Genomic DNA, 14,493 nt, shown 5'->3' with positions numbered 1-14,493 from the left:
GCGTGGAAACAGCGTGAAGGGATCTCCCGAACGCTCGCGTCGGCGGCCTAGAGTGGTCCACACCACACGACCCGCGGGTCCGCCGGTGGTCGCGCACGCCCGTCGACGCCGGTGCCGCCCTGCGGCGCAGCGACGAACTGGGGAGCACGCTGATGCCGGACGGACTGCCGACCGAGATCGATCTGACCAGGCCGAGCGCGGCCCGGGTGTACGACTATTTCCTGGGTGGGGCGCACAACTTCGAGATCGACAGGCAGTTGGCCGAGCAGATCGCCAGCATGACCCCGAACCTCGCCGCCACCATGCGGTCCGGTCGGGAGTTCCTGCGCCGCGCCGTCCGCGCGCTGCTCGACGCCGGCATCGACCAGTTCCTCGACATCGGCTCCGGAATTCCCACCGTGGGCAACGTGCACGAGGTGGCCCAGGCGGCGAACCCCAAGGCCCGGGTGGTGTACGTCGACATCGACCCGGTGGCCGTCGCGCACAGCCGTGAACTGCTCGCCGGCAACGACCTGACCGGTGTGATCCACGCCGACCTGCGCGAGCCGGAGCGGATCCTCACCGAGACCCACCAGCTCAACCTGATCGACTTCAGCCGGCCGATGGGCATCCTGCTGGCCGGGGTGGTGCACTTCGTCCCGGACGCCGACCGTCCCGAGGAGATCCTGTCCACCCTGCGGGCCGCCGCCGCGCCGGGCAGCTTCCTGGTCATCTCGCACTCCACATTCGAGGACCAGCCGCAGGAGATGCTTGACGCCCAGCGCCTCTCCGCGCGTACCGACACGGAGATCACCCTGCGCTCCCGCGCCCAGATCACCGGTTTCTTCGGCGACTGGACGGTCCTCGAACCGGGCGTCGTGCACATGCCGCTCTGGCGTCCCGACTCGCCGTCCGACGTGGACGAGCACCCGGAGCGGTTCGGCGCCTTCGGAGGCGTCGCCCGGTACGACCAGTCCGCCGGCTGATCCCGTGGCCGCCGTCCCGGAGCCCATCGGGGCCGACGTCGGCCGGGGCGGTGCCCAGGGCTACGCCGCCGACTGGGCCCGCGCGGTACGCCGGCTCGGTTTCGTGCCGCTCAGCGCGGCCGAGACCGAGCGGCTGCTGCTGGTGCACACCGTCCGGTTGGCGCAGGCGGTGCGCGCGGAGCCGTTCACGGTCCGGCCGGCGGAGGAGGTCGGCCGGGCCCTGGTGGAGGCACACCTCACCGAGCCTCGGGCACTGGAGTGGGCGTTGCGCGCCCTCGGCGCGGACTTCCCCCACCGGGTGCTGGCCGCCGAGGGCTGGCCGGCGGACCTGAGCGAGCGGATCGCTGCCGTGCAGGGCGGGCTGGCGGCCGGGTACGCCCGCGCGCTGCGCGACCGCACGTTCGCCCAGCAGGAACGGATCGCCCGGTCGGCCTGGCAGGCGCGCGACGAGGTCGAGCAGGCGCTGCGCGACAGCGAGGCGCGGTTCCGGGCGGTGTTCACCGGCGCGGCGATCGGGATCGGCATCGCCGGGGTGGACGGCCAGATCATCGACGTCAACCAGGCGTTCGCCGACATGCTCGGCTACTCGATCGAGGAGCTGTGCCAGACCAACGTGGCGGAGTTGTTCCACGCCGACGACGCCGCCGGCATGTGGGACCTGTACCAGGAGATGATCGAGGGCAAGCAGGACTCGGCCCGGCTGGAGAAGCGCTACTACCGCAAGGACGGCACAGTCGTCTGGACGGACCTGGCCGTGTCGCTGATCAGGTACGACGACGGCAGGCCCCGGTTCACCGTCGCGATGATCGAGGACATCACCGAGCGGTACGAACTCCAGCAGCGGCTGCGCTTCCAGGCCCTGCACGACCCGCTGACCGGGCTGCCCAACCGGACGCTGTTCTTCGAGACACTGGGCCGGGTCTTCGACTCCGCCGCGCCGCAACGCCGCGTCGGGGTGTGCTTTCTCGACCTGGACGGCTTCAAGGCGATCAACGACAGTCTCGGTCACGACCTCGGCGACCGGCTGCTGGTGGTGATCGGCCGTCGGCTGGCCGAGTGCGTGGCCGAGCACGGTCACCTGGTGGCCCGGATGGGCGGCGACGAGTTCGTGATCCTTGTCGACGGCGGCCAGGACGCGGTGGCGGTGGCGCAGACGGCGCTTGCCGCCGTGGCGGCCCCGGTGAACGTCGGCGACCAGCAGTTGGCGGTGTCGGCAAGTGTCGGTGTCGTGGAGTGCCCGGCCGAGGAGACCACCGCCTCGGAGCTGATGAAGGCCGCCGACACGACGCTCTACTGGGCCAAGGCGGCGGGCCGGGGCCGGTACGCGGTCTACGACCCGGAGCGCAGCGCCCGGGACCTGGCCCGCGCGGCGCTCGTCGCCGGGCTGCCGGCGGCGCTGGAGCGTGGCGAGTTCGTGCTGCACTACCAGCCGATCGTGTCGCTGCTGGAGGGCCGGATGCTCGCCGTGGAGGCGTTGGTCCGCTGGCAGCACCCCGAGTTGGGCCTCATCGGGCCGGACCGGTTCATCGGCCTCGCCGAGGAGACCGGTCTGATCGTCGGACTCGGCGAATGGGTGCTGCGCACCGCGTGCCGGGACGCCGAGCTTTGGTGGCGGGAGTTCCCCGGCGCGCGGCTGGTGGTCAGCGTCAACCTCGCCGCCCGGCAGGCCGACGACCCCGCGATCGTGGACACCGTCGCCGACGCGCTGGACACCACCGGGCTGCCGGCGGAACTGCTGCAACTGGAGCTGACCGAGAGCGCCGTGATGGGCAGCGCCGGTGAGCCGCTGCGCAGCCTGCACCGGCTCGCCGCGTTGGGTATCCGGCTGGCCGTGGACGACTTCGGCACCGGCTACTCGAATTTGGCGTACCTGCGCCGGCTGCCGATCCACTGTCTGAAGCTTGCCGGCCCGTTCGTCGAGGGCATCCGCGCCGACGGTACGGACGTCGCGGCCGACCACCGTGACGAGCGGATCGTCGACGCGTTGGTCCGGCTGGCGCACGCGTTGGAGCTGTGGGTGACCGCCGAGGCGGTGGAGACCGGGGTGCAGGCCGAACGGCTGCGCGCCCTACGCTGCGACACCGGGCAGGGGCGGTACTTCGGCCCCCCGGCCCCGGCCGAGGTGATCACCGCCCGGCTACGCGACGGGACGGCCGGGTGAGCGGGGGATCGGTACGGCCCCGATGGTGGCGACGGAGGGTGGCGGCGTGAGCCTGAACGACTCGCAGACGGTGGTGACGGTGGTGGCAGCGCTGGCCATCGTCGCCGGGCTGGCGGGCGTGGTGGTGCCCGGCCTGCCGGCGCTGCCGCTGTGCTGGGGCGGGGTGCTCGTCTGGGCGATCTTCGGTGGCGCCGGCCCGGGTGGCTGGGCGGTGTTCGCCGCCGCGACGCTTGTCGCCACCGGCGGCACGGTGATCAAGTACGCCTGGCCCGGCCGGAACCTGAAGCGCACGGGCGTGCCCACGTCCACGCTGCTCGCCGGCGCGGTGCTCGGCATCATCGGGTTCTTCGTGGTGCCTGTCGTCGGGTTGGTGCTCGGCTTCGTCGCCGGGGTGTGGGGAGCGGAACGACTGCGGTTGGGCAGCAACCGCCTGGCCTGGCCGTCCACCGTGCAGGCGCTCAAGGCCGCCGGCCTGTCCATGCTGGTGGAGTTCACCGCAGGCCTGCTCGTCGCCGCGCTCTGGCTCGCCGGCCTCCTCCTGACCTGACCGGGGCCGACCCTTTCCACGGTGATCACGAGGTTTTCGTCAGGAAAGCGCGCGAGATCCGACGCGAACCTCTTGATCACCGGGAGGAGAAGGGGGCGCGGGGCACCGTACCGGTTCGTGAGAGAGAGGTGTGCCCCGCGCCGCCGCGGTCCGGGCGGTCCGAGCGCCCGGGGGATCGGCCGGAGAGCCGGCCCTGGTCACGAGGTCAAGGATGCGGCCGGGGTGGCCGCGGCGGCAACGCAATTAGCCCGACGGCGGTGAGATTCCCACCCGTACCGTATTGACCGCCCTTGATCGGCGGGACGACACTTTGCGCACTCGTACGCGGAATCACCTCAGGGAGGTGTGCAGTGGCCACGACGCCCGTGCCGACCGCCGAGCAACCAATGGACGACGATGCCCGACGGCTCGCCGAACTCGGCTACAAACAGGAACTGCGCCGCAAGTGGAGCGGCTTCTCCAACTTCGCCATCTCGTTCTCGATCATTTCGATCCTGGCCGGCTGTTTCACCACCTTCGGGCAGGCGTGGAACAACGGCGGGCCGGTCGCCATCTCCTGGGGCTGGCCGCTGATCTCACTGTTCATCCTGATCATCGGCTTCTGCATGGCCGAGTTGGTGTCCGCGTACCCGACGGCGGGTGGGATCTACTGGTGGGCGGCCACCATGGGCCGCCCGGTGCACGGCTGGTTCACGGGCTGGCTGAACCTGATCGGCCTGGTCGCGGTCACCGCGTCGGTCGACTACGGCTGCGCGACGTTTCTCAACCTCACCCTGTCGGCGCTCTTCGACGGCTGGGCGGGGACGCTGCGGCAGGCGTTCGTCCTGTTCGTGGTCATCCTGGTGCTGCACGGCCTGATCAACATCTTCGGGCACCGGATCATCGACGTACTCCAGAACGTCTCGGTCTGGTGGCACGTGGCCGGCGCGGCAGTCGTGGTGGCCATCCTGGTCTTCGTCCCGGACAACCACCAGAGCTTCCAGTTCGTGTTCACCGAGCGGTTCAACAACTCCGGGTTCGGTGACGGTGACACCGGCGGGCTGACGTTCTGGTTCTACGTGCTGCCGCTGGGCTTCCTGCTCACCCAGTACACGATCACCGGCTTCGACGCCTGCGCCCACGTCTCGGAGGAGACCCGGGGCGCCTCGCAGGCCGCCGCACGCGGGCTCTGGCAGTCGATCTTCTACTCGGCGGTGGGCGGCTGGATCCTGCTGCTGGCGTTCCTCTTCGCGGCCACCGACGTCGAGGCGGTCAACGCCGCAGGCGGCTTCTCCGGCGCGATCTTCGAGTCCGCCCTGACCCCGGTCTTCTTCAAGATCGTCATCATCATCTCCACCATCGGGCAGTTCTTCTGCGGGATGAGCTGCGTGACCTCGATGAGCCGGATGGCGTACGCGTTCAGCCGCGACCGGGCGGTGCCGGGTTGGCGGCTCTGGTCGACCGTCGACCGCAACGGCACCCCGGTCAACGCGATCATCGGGGCCACAGTGGCCGGCCTGGTGCTGACCCTGCCGGCGCTCTACGAGAGCTCGGCCGGCATCCCGGTCGCCTTCTACGCGGTGGTCTCGGTGGCGGTGCTCGGCCTCTACCTGTCGTTCCTCATCCCGATCGCGCTGCGGCTGCGGATGGGAGACAGGTTCACCCCCGGGCCGTGGACGCTCGGGCGGAAGTACAAGCTGCTCGGCTGGATCGCGGTCATCGAGATCGCGGTCATCGCCGTGTACTTCGTGCTGCCGATCGTGCCCGCCGGGGTGCCCGGCAACGACGACTTCACCTGGTCGGCTGTGAACTACGCGCCGCTGGCCGTGGGCGGGGTGCTGCTTGTGGTCGCCGTCTGGTGGTACGCCTCGGCCCGGAAGTGGTTCACCGGCCCCGTCCGTACCGTCGAACAACCCCCGGCGACGGCCGACCGGGCACCTGTCGACGGCCCGGCCTGATCCGCACCCGGCGGGGCGGGCAGACGCTGCCGCCCCGCCGGGTTTGCCGCCCTCGGCGCCCGGGGCATTGACGGTGATCCGGTTTGCCAGTAGACCTTGGTGATGGAGGCCCGCGAATGAGGAAAGCACCGCTCACGCTTGAACAACTGCGGGTCGCCGTCGCCGAGGGTGAGATCGACACCGTGGTGCTGGCCCTCGTCGACATGCAGGGCCGCCTTCAGGGCAAGAGGTTCCACGCGCCCTACTTCCTCGACCAGGTGGTGGCCAACGGCAGCGAGGGCTGCAACTACCTGCTCGCCGTGGACGTCGACATGAACACCGTCGACGGGTACGCGATGTCGAGCTGGGAACGCGGTTACGGAGACTTCGCGATGGTGCCCGACTTCGCCACCCTGCGCCGGGTGCCCTGGCAGCCCGGCTCGGCGCTGCTGATCGCCGACCTGACCTGGCTGGACGGCTCCGGTGACGTGGTCGCCTCACCCCGGCAGATCCTGCGCCGGCAACTGGACCGGCTGGCCGAGCACGGGCTCACCGCGTACGCCGGCACCGAACTGGAGTTCGTGCTGTTCCGCGACTCGTACGAGGACGCGTGGCGGCGCGGCTACCGCGACCTCACCCCGGCAAACCAGTACAACGTGGACTACTCGCTGCTCGGCACCGCCCGGGTCGAGCCGCTGCTGCGCCGGATCCGCACCGAGATGGCAGGCGCCGGGCTCACCCCGGAGAGCGCCAAGGGCGAGTGCAACCTCGGCCAGCACGAGATCGCCTTCCGGTACGACGAGGCGGTGGCCTGCGCCGACCACCACGTCATCTACAAGAACGGGGCCAAGGAGATCGCCGCCCAGGAGGGCATGGCGATCACCTTCATGGCCAAGCCGAACGAGCGGGAGGGCAACTCCTGCCACATCCACTTCTCGCTGCGGGACCGGTCCGGCGCGTCGGCGATGCTCGGCGACGGGCCGGCGCACCTGTCGCAGACCGGGCAGCGGGTGCTCGCCGGGCTGCTCGCCACCATGCGGGAGTTCAGCCTGCTCTTCGCCCCGAACATCAACTCCTACAAGCGCTACCAGCCGGGGTCGTTCGCCCCGACGGCCCTGCGCTGGGGTGTGGACAACCGCACCTGTGCGCTGCGCGTGGTCGGGCACGGGCAGGGCATGCGTGTGGAGAACCGGGTGCCCGGCGCCGACGTCAACCCGTACCTGGCGATCGCCGGTCTGGTCGCCGGCGCGTTGCACGGCATCGAGCGGGGGCTGGAGCTGGGCGAGGAGTGCACCGGCAACGCGTACGACGACCCGCAGGCCGAGCGGGTCCCCAGCACCCTGCGCGACGCGCTGGCTCTCTGGGAATCCTCGACGGTGGCCCGGGAAGCCTTCGGCGACGAGGTGGTCGCCCACTACGCCAACCAGGCCAAAGTGGAGCTGGCGGCCTTCGACGCGGCGGTAACGGACTGGGAGCTGACCCGTGGCTTCGAACGCCTCTGACCCCTCCCTCCCCCGCGATCTTGCAGTTAGTGTCGTGGGTACGTGGTGAATCGTGGCTTCTGTCGGGGCAGAAAGTGCAAGATCGCGCGGAGGGTCGGGGGTTAGGGCGTGACCAGGGTTGTCGACCCGACTTCGGGGCAGGGGTTTCGGGAGGTCGCCGCGGCCTCGGTGGCGGAGGTCGACGCGGCTGTCGCGCGGGCGGCCACGGCCTTCGAGACCTGGCGTCGGGTGGGGCCGGGGGACCGGGGGCGGTTGCTGCGGCGCTTCGCCGCCGTCGTCGACGCGCACCTGGACGAACTGGCCGCCCTGGAGGTCCGCAACTCCGGGCACACGATCGGCAACGCCCGCTGGGAGGCAGGCAACGTCCGCGACGTGCTCGACTACTACGCCGGGGCACCCGAGCGGCTGACCGGGCGGCAGATCCCGGCACCCGGCGGGTGGGACGTCACCTTCCACGAGCCACTCGGCGTGGTCGGGGTGATCGTGCCGTGGAACTTCCCGATGCCGATCGCCGCCTGGGGCTTCGCCCCCGCCCTCGCGGCCGGCAACACGGTGGTGCTCAAACCCGCCGAGTTGACCCCGCTCACCGCGCTGCGCCTGGCCGAGCTTGCCCGCGAGGCGGGCCTGCCCGACGACGTGTTCACGGTCATCCCCGGCGAGGGCGCTGTCGTGGGGGAGCGGTTCGTCACCCACCCGGCGGTCCGCAAGATCTGCTTCACCGGCTCCACCGAGGTCGGCACCCGCATCATGGCCGGCTGCGCCGCCCAGGTGAAGCGGCTCACCCTGGAGTTGGGCGGCAAGAGCGCCAACATCGTGTTCGCCGACGCCGACCTGGAGCGCGCCGCCGCGACCGCGCCCGGCGCGGTCTTCGACAACGCGGGCCAGGACTGCTGCGCACGGTCGCGGATCCTGGTCCAACGCCAGGTGTACGACAGCTTCCTGGAACTGCTCGAACCGGCGGTGCGCGCGGTGCGCGTGGAGGACCCGTCCCGGGACACCGCCGAGATGGGCCCGCTGATCTCGGCGGCCCAGCGGGACCGGGTCGCCGACTACGTGACAGGCGCGACAGTGGCGTTCACCGGCTCGTGCCCCGACGGCCCCGGCTTCTGGCACGCGCCCACTGTGCTGCTGACCGACTCGCCGGCCGACAGGCACTGGCGGGAGGAGATCTTCGGCCCGGTGGTGTCGGTGCTCCCGTTCGACGACGAAGCCGACGCGGTCCGGCTCGCCAACGACACCGAGTACGGCCTCTCCGGCTCGATCTGGACCCGGGACGTGGGCCGCGCCCTGCGGCTCGCCCGCGCCGTCGAGGCCGGCAACCTCAGCGTCAACTCGCACTCCTCGGTGCGCTACTGGACCCCGTTCGGTGGGATGAAGCGCTCCGGGCTCGGCCGTGAGCTGGGCCCGGACGCGTTGCACTCCTTCACCGACGTCAAGAACGTGTTCATCGCGACGGAGGAGTGACGCCAGTGCAGGGTCGGTTGCAGGACCGGGTGGCAGTGGTCACCGGAGCGGGCAGCGGGATCGGGTTGGCCACCGTGCGGCGGTTCACCGCCGAGGGGGCGCGGGTGGTCTGCGTCGACATCGACGCGGAGGCCGGCGAGAAGGCCGCCCAGGAGTGCGGCGGCGAGTTCGTCCGCACCGACGTCGCCGACGAGGCGGCGGTACGCGACCTGTTCGACGGGGTGGTCGAGCGGTACGGGCGTGTCGACATCGCGTTCAACAACGCAGGCATCTCGCCGCCGGACGACGACTCCATCCTGGACACCGGCCTGGACGCCTGGGAACGGGTGCTGCGGGTCAACACCACGAGCGTCTACCTGTGCTGCAAGTACGCGATTCCGCACATGCGCCGGCAGGGCAAGGGCTCGATCATCAACACGGCCTCCTTCGTGGCGTTGATGGGGGCGGCGACGTCGCAGATCGCGTACACCGCCAGCAAGGGGGGCGTGCTGGCGATGACCCGGGAGCTGGGCGTGCAGTTCGCCCGCGAGGGCATCCGGGTCAACGCTCTCTGCCCCGGTCCGGTGGCCACCCCGCTGCTGCTGGAGCTGTTCGCCGCCGACCCGGAACGCGCCGCCCGCCGCCTGGTGCACGTGCCGATGGGCCGGTTCGGGCAGCCGGAGGAGATCGCCGCCGCCGTGGCGTTCCTGGCCAGCGACGACGCCTCGTTCATGACCGCTGCGCAGTTCGTGGTCGACGGCGGCATCACCGGCGCGTACGTCACACCGCTGTGACCGCGAGGACCCGGCCGCTGATCGGGATCAGCGCGTACGTCGAACCCGCCGACTGGGCGGTGTGGCGTGGCGTACCGGCAGTGCTGGTGCCCGAGGCGTACGTGCGGGCGGTGACCGCCGCCGGTGGCCGGGCGGTGGTCCTGCCTCCGGACGACGAGGACGCCGACGTGCTGGCCGTCCTCGACGGGCTGCTGCTGGCCGGGGGCGCCGACGTGGGTCCGGGGCGGTACGGCCAGCCGCCGCACCCGCGCACCGAGGACCGGCCGGACCGGGACGCCGGTGAGCTGGCCCTCCTGGCGGCCGCGCTCGCCGTCGGGTTGCCGGTGCTCGGTGTCTGCCGGGGAATGCAGCTGCTCGCCGTCGCCTACGGCGGCAGCCTGCACCAGCACCTGCCGGACGTGGTGGGGCACGAGGAGCACCGCCCGGCGCCCGGGGTCTACGGCGCCCACCCGGTGCGGTTCGCGGAGGGCAGCCTCGCCGCGACGGTGTTGGCGGGGGTGCGGCGGGTCAACTCGTACCACCATCAGGCGGTCGCCGACCCCGGTCGGCTGACGGTCACCGGGTGGGCGGCGGACGGCGTGATCGAGGCCGTGGAGGACCCGGGCCTGCCGTTCGTGCTGGGCGTGCAGTGGCATCCGGAGAACGAGCCGGATCCGCGTCCGATCACCGCCCTGGTCCGGGCGGCCGAACGGTCCCGGTCGGGTGTGACGTAGGTCGCCCCTGCCGGGTGCGGCGGCCGGTGGGAGGATCAGCGTATGGGCAAGGTCTATCCGGAGATCGACGGTCGGCTGCGTGACTTCATCGCGGCCCAGCCGGTCTTCTTCGTGGCCACCGCGCCGTCCGGTGCCGAGGGGCACGTCAACGTCTCGCCCAAGGGCATGCGGGGCACCTTCGTGATCCTCGGCCCGCACCGGGTGGCGTACCTGGACTATCACGGCAGCGGCGCCGAGACCATTGCCCACCTGCGGGACAACGGCCGGATCACGCTGATGTTCTGCGCCTTCGACGGGCCACCGAAGATCGTCCGGTTGCACGGGCGGGGCAGCAGCGTCGCGGTGACCGACGACACCTTCGCCGAGCGGATCGCCGAGTTCCCCGAGCCCCCGGACGTGCACGGGGTGCGGGCCGTGATCAGCGTCGAGGTCGAGCGGGTGAGCGACTCCTGCGGCTACGCCGTTCCCCTGATGGACTTCCGCGCCGAACGCGATCTGTTGCTCAACTCACACTCCCGTCGCAGCGCCGACGATCTGGTGACCTACCGGGCCACCAAGAACGCGGCAAGCATCGATGGGCTTCCCGTCTTCTGACCTGCCCGGGTGTCCTGACGCCACCGGCTCCACCGCCACCACCACATCCCGACTGTCGGGTGACCGACGGATGAGGTGGAGGTAACCAGCGTCTACGGAGCGGCATGCGTTACGTTGCTGGTCCGCCGGGGTACAAGTCGGAGCACAGCGGGTGGAGATCAACGGCTGAGGGGCACGGCCGGAGCGGGAGGCTGCATGAGCTCGGCCCAGGGGGGCGCGGACACCGGGCATCCCTTCGCGGACGGTGGGGAGATCCCCCCGATGCTGGCGGCTGCGTTCGCGGCCGGCGGCGAGTTGGGCCAGCGGCTACGCGACTTCGACTGGTCCACGACCCCGCTGGGTGCGCCCGGGCAGTGGCCGGCGGCGCTCTCCAACGCGGTGGGCATGATGCTCGCCTCTAGCGCGCAGATCGTCATGTTCTGGGGTGACGACCAGCGCGCCTTCTACAACGACGCCTACCGTCCGACCATCGGCGCCAAGCACCCGGACGTGCTCGTCCAGCCGGCCCGCCTGCACTGGGCGGAGACCTGGGACGTGCTCGGTCCGCTGCTGGACGGCGTCCGGCGCGCCGGCCTCTCCTACCGGGGTGAGGACCACCCCTTCCTGCTGGACCGGTACGGCTTCGTCGAGGAAACCTACTTCGACGTCTCGTACGACCCGATCCGCGGCGACGACGGCACGGTCAGCGGCGTCTACTGCATCGTCAACGAGACCACCGGGCGGGTGCTCGGCGAACGGCGGCTGCGGGCCCTCGCCGAGCTGGGCGCCGACCTGGCCGACGTGGGCAGTGCCGGCGAACTCGGCCGGGCCGCCGCCGAGGTGCTCGAGCGGCACCGGGCCGACGTGCCCTTCGCGTTGATCTACCTGGGTGACGACAGTGGTCGCCTCGCCCTGGCCGGGGCCAGTGGCACGGGTACGGCGACCATCTCGATGCCTGCCGACCTGCTCGCCCAGGTCGCCACCCACGGCGAACCGGCCACCGTCGACCTGGCGGACGTGCTCGATCCGCCACCGACCGACGCGGCCCCCCAGGCTCTCGTGCTGCCCGTCACGGCCGCCAACGAGGCGGTCGGCGCGCTTGTCGTCGGGGTGGCCCGCCGGCTGCCGCTGGGCGACGACTACCGCGACTTCCTCGACCTGGTGGCCGCGCAGATCTCCCGGGCGGTCGGCAAGCAGCGGGCGTACGAGCAGGAGCGGGCCCGGGCGGCCGAGCTGGCCGCGCTCGACCAGGCGAAGACCAACTTCTTCGCCAACGTCAGCCACGAGTTCCGCACGCCACTGACCCTGGTGCTCGGCCCGCTGGAGGACATGCTTGCCAACCCGGCGCTGCCCGCCGCGGACACCGAGCGCCTCACGATGATGCACCGCAACGCGTTGCGGCTGCTCAAGCTGGTCAACACCGTGCTGGACTTCTCCCGACTGGAGTCGGGGCGGCTGGCCGCCCGCTTTCAGCCCACCGACCTGTCCGGCTACACCGCCCGGCTGGCCAGCACCTTCCGCTCGGCCACCGACCGCGCCGGGCTGCGACTGCTTGTGGACTGCCCACCGCTGCCCGCGCCCGTCTTCGTCGACCGGGACATGTGGGAGAAGATCGTCCTCAACCTGGTGTCGAACGCGGTCAAGTTCACCTTCGACGGCGAGATCCGCGTCCGGGTGCGGGTCGTCGGCGACGCCGCCCGGCTGGAGGTGACCGACACCGGCGTGGGGATCCTCCCGGCCGAGGTGCCGCACGTCTTCGAACGGTTCCACCGGGTGCCCGGGGTTCGCGCCCGCACCCACGAGGGCACCGGGATCGGCCTGGCGCTGGTGCGGGAACTGGTCGAGATGCACGGTGGCCAGGTGGGGCTGACCAGTCGGGTCGACGAGGGCAGCACCTTCACGGTGACCATCCCGTTCGGGTCGGCGCACCTGCCCGCCGACCGGGTGGCGGCGTTCGGCCCGCTGCCCGCCAGCGAGCCCGAGCAGGCCCGGCTGTACGTGGCCGAGACCGCGCTGTGGACCGGGTCGGCGGCCGGGCCGGAGTTCGGCAGCGTGCCGACGGCTGTCGACCCGGCCGGTCGGATCCTCGTGGTCGACGACAACGTGGACCTGCGCGAGCACGTCACCCGCCTGCTCTCGCCCACCTGGGAGGTGGTCACCGCCAGCGACGGGCTGATGGCCCTGCCGCTGGCCCGGGAGGGCGGGTTCGACCTTGTGCTCACCGACGTGATGATGCCCCGCCTGGACGGGTTCGGACTGGTGACCGCCCTCCGCGCCGACCCGCGTACCCGGCATGTGCCGATCGTGCTGCTCTCCGCCCGCGCCGGCTCGGCGGAGGCCGTCGCCGGTCTCTCCATCGGTGCCGACGACTACCTCACCAAGCCGTTCTCCGGGCAGGAGCTGATCGCCCGGGTGCGGGCCAACGTCGAGCTTGGGCAACTGCGCGGGCAGATAATCCGCCGGCTCCGTGCGCTGGCCGACGCGGCGGTGGCGGTGAACACCGCCCGGTCGACCTCGGACGTGCTCCAGGTCGCGGCCCGGCACGCGCTGAGCCTCGCCGAAGCGGCACGGGTGGTGGTCAGCGCGGCCGACACGCGTTCCGAGGCGGACGCCGGTGGCACCACCGCCGCCGACCCGTCCTTCGCGGCCGACCTGACCGGCACCACCGGCGAGCAGCTCGGCGAGCTGCGGGTCTGGCGTGCCGCCGGCGACGACGCCCAGACCGACGACGCCGCGCTGACCCAGTTGGCCCGGCTCGTCGGGGTGCGGTTGGAGAACGCCCAGCTCTACGAGGCCGAACACCGCATCGCCACCACCCTTCAGCACAGCCTGCTGCCCCAGTCGCTGCCGCAACTGCCGGGCGCGGTGGTGGCCAGCCGTTACCTGCCCGGCAGCGCCGACGTCGAGGTCGGCGGCGACTGGTACGACGTGATCGCGTTGGACGGCGACGAGCTGGTGCTCGTCATCGGCGACGTCGTCGGCAAGGGCGTCCGGGCCGCCGCGGCGATGGGGCAACTGCGCAACGCGCTGCGGGCGTACGTGCTGGAGGGCTTCGACCCGGGTGCGTCACTGACCCGGCTCAACCGGCTGGTCGGCTCCACCGAGGGTCGTTCCTTCGCGACAGTGGTCTGCCTGCAGTTCAACCCGCGCACCGGCCAGCTGCGGTACGCCAGCGCCGGCCACCCCTCCCCACTGCTGATCCGAGGAGGCGACGTGGCGTTCCTGCACGACCGCGCGCTGGGGCCGCCGATCGGCGCCATCCCCGACACGACCTACCGGGCGGCCGACGGGGAGCTGCGCGCCGGCGAACGGCTGCTCCTCTACACCGACGGCCTCATCGAGGACCGCAGACTCGGCATCGACGCCGGGCTCACCCAGCTCCGCATCGACGCCGCGACCCCGGGCGAGCACGTGGCGGACCTCATCGACGCCGTGGTCGAGCGGGTCGTCGGGCAGCAACGTCGGGACGACGTGGCGGTGCTCGGCCTGGAGGCCGCCGAACTGAACCGATTCGCGTTGCGGCTGCCGGCGGACCCGACCCGGCTGAGCGTGCTCCGCAAGCGCCTGGAGGACTTCCTCGTCGCGCACTCGGTCGGCGAGACCGACCTGTTCGACCTGACCGTCGCCGTTTCCGAGGCCGCCGCCAACGCCATCGAACACCCGGTGCACCCCGCCGAGCCGACGATCAGCGTGGAGGTGGCCATCGAGGACCGCACGGTGACCGCCACGGTGCGCGACAGCGGGCGGTGGCGGGAGTCGACCGACTCGGGGTTCCGGGGGCGCGGCCTGTCCCTGATCAAGGCCCTGGGGGACCTGTCGGTGCGGCGTACCGATGAGGGCACCGAGGTGACGCTGCGCCGGCGCCTTCAGAGCTGAGCG

Annotated in this window: 10 protein-coding genes; all 10 read left to right on the top strand. The window is 71.7% G+C overall.

The genetic code is table 11. From position 1 onward, the window contains the following. Positions 1–152 precede the first annotated feature (152 nt). Entirely contained in the window at positions 153–965 is an 813-nt protein-coding gene (locus AB0N27_RS10925) for an SAM-dependent methyltransferase (protein WP_357984872.1), read from the top strand. Positions 966–969: 4 nt separating this feature from the next. After that, complete coding sequence (locus tag AB0N27_RS10920) at positions 970–3,126, top strand: EAL domain-containing protein (protein ID WP_364366719.1); 2,157 nt, start codon at positions 970–972, stop codon at positions 3,124–3,126. Between the two features lie 46 nt (positions 3,127–3,172). Beyond that, the gene (locus AB0N27_RS10915; RefSeq protein WP_364366716.1) at positions 3,173–3,673 is read left to right on the top strand and encodes a DUF456 domain-containing protein; all 501 of its coding nucleotides are present in this window, start codon (positions 3,173–3,175) and stop codon (positions 3,671–3,673) included. A gap of 350 nt (positions 3,674–4,023) precedes the next feature. Beyond that, positions 4,024–5,610 carry an amino acid permease gene (locus AB0N27_RS10910; RefSeq protein WP_364366713.1) on the top strand — a complete coding sequence of 529 codons (1,587 nt, stop codon included), beginning with the start codon at positions 4,024–4,026 and terminating at the stop codon, positions 5,608–5,610. Positions 5,611–5,726: 116 nt separating this feature from the next. Next, positions 5,727–7,091, top strand: a complete 1,365-nt coding sequence (locus AB0N27_RS10905) for a glutamine synthetase family protein (RefSeq protein WP_364366710.1) — start codon at positions 5,727–5,729, stop codon at positions 7,089–7,091. A gap of 108 nt (positions 7,092–7,199) precedes the next feature. Next, complete coding sequence (locus AB0N27_RS10900) at positions 7,200–8,555, top strand: aldehyde dehydrogenase family protein (RefSeq protein ID WP_364366707.1); 1,356 nt, start codon at positions 7,200–7,202, stop codon at positions 8,553–8,555. Positions 8,556–8,560: 5 nt separating this feature from the next. Next, positions 8,561–9,328, top strand: coding sequence for a 3-oxoacyl-ACP reductase (locus AB0N27_RS10895; RefSeq protein ID WP_364366704.1), 768 nt, complete (start codon positions 8,561–8,563; stop codon positions 9,326–9,328). Continuing rightward, the gene (locus AB0N27_RS10890) at positions 9,325–10,041 is read left to right on the top strand and encodes a gamma-glutamyl-gamma-aminobutyrate hydrolase family protein (protein WP_364366701.1); all 717 of its coding nucleotides are present in this window, start codon (positions 9,325–9,327) and stop codon (positions 10,039–10,041) included. Before AB0N27_RS10895 ends, AB0N27_RS10890 begins: the two co-directional genes overlap by 4 nt. 42 nt (positions 10,042–10,083) lie before the next feature. Next, the gene (locus AB0N27_RS10885; RefSeq protein WP_364366698.1) at positions 10,084–10,635 is read left to right on the top strand and encodes a pyridoxamine 5'-phosphate oxidase family protein; all 552 of its coding nucleotides are present in this window, start codon (positions 10,084–10,086) and stop codon (positions 10,633–10,635) included. A 195-nt stretch (positions 10,636–10,830) separates the two neighbouring features. Then, positions 10,831–14,490: a SpoIIE family protein phosphatase gene (locus AB0N27_RS10880; RefSeq protein WP_364366695.1), complete on the top strand. Its 3,660-nt coding sequence runs from the start codon at positions 10,831–10,833 to the stop codon at positions 14,488–14,490. Positions 14,491–14,493: the final 3 nt, after the last annotated feature.

The sequence above is a fragment of the Micromonospora sp. NPDC093244 genome, assembly GCF_040683695.1.
Taxonomy (GTDB): Bacteria; Actinomycetota; Actinomycetes; order Mycobacteriales; family Micromonosporaceae; genus Micromonospora.
The sequence above is the reverse complement of the archived record's forward strand: the minus strand, read 5'-3'. Positions and strand labels throughout refer to the sequence as shown.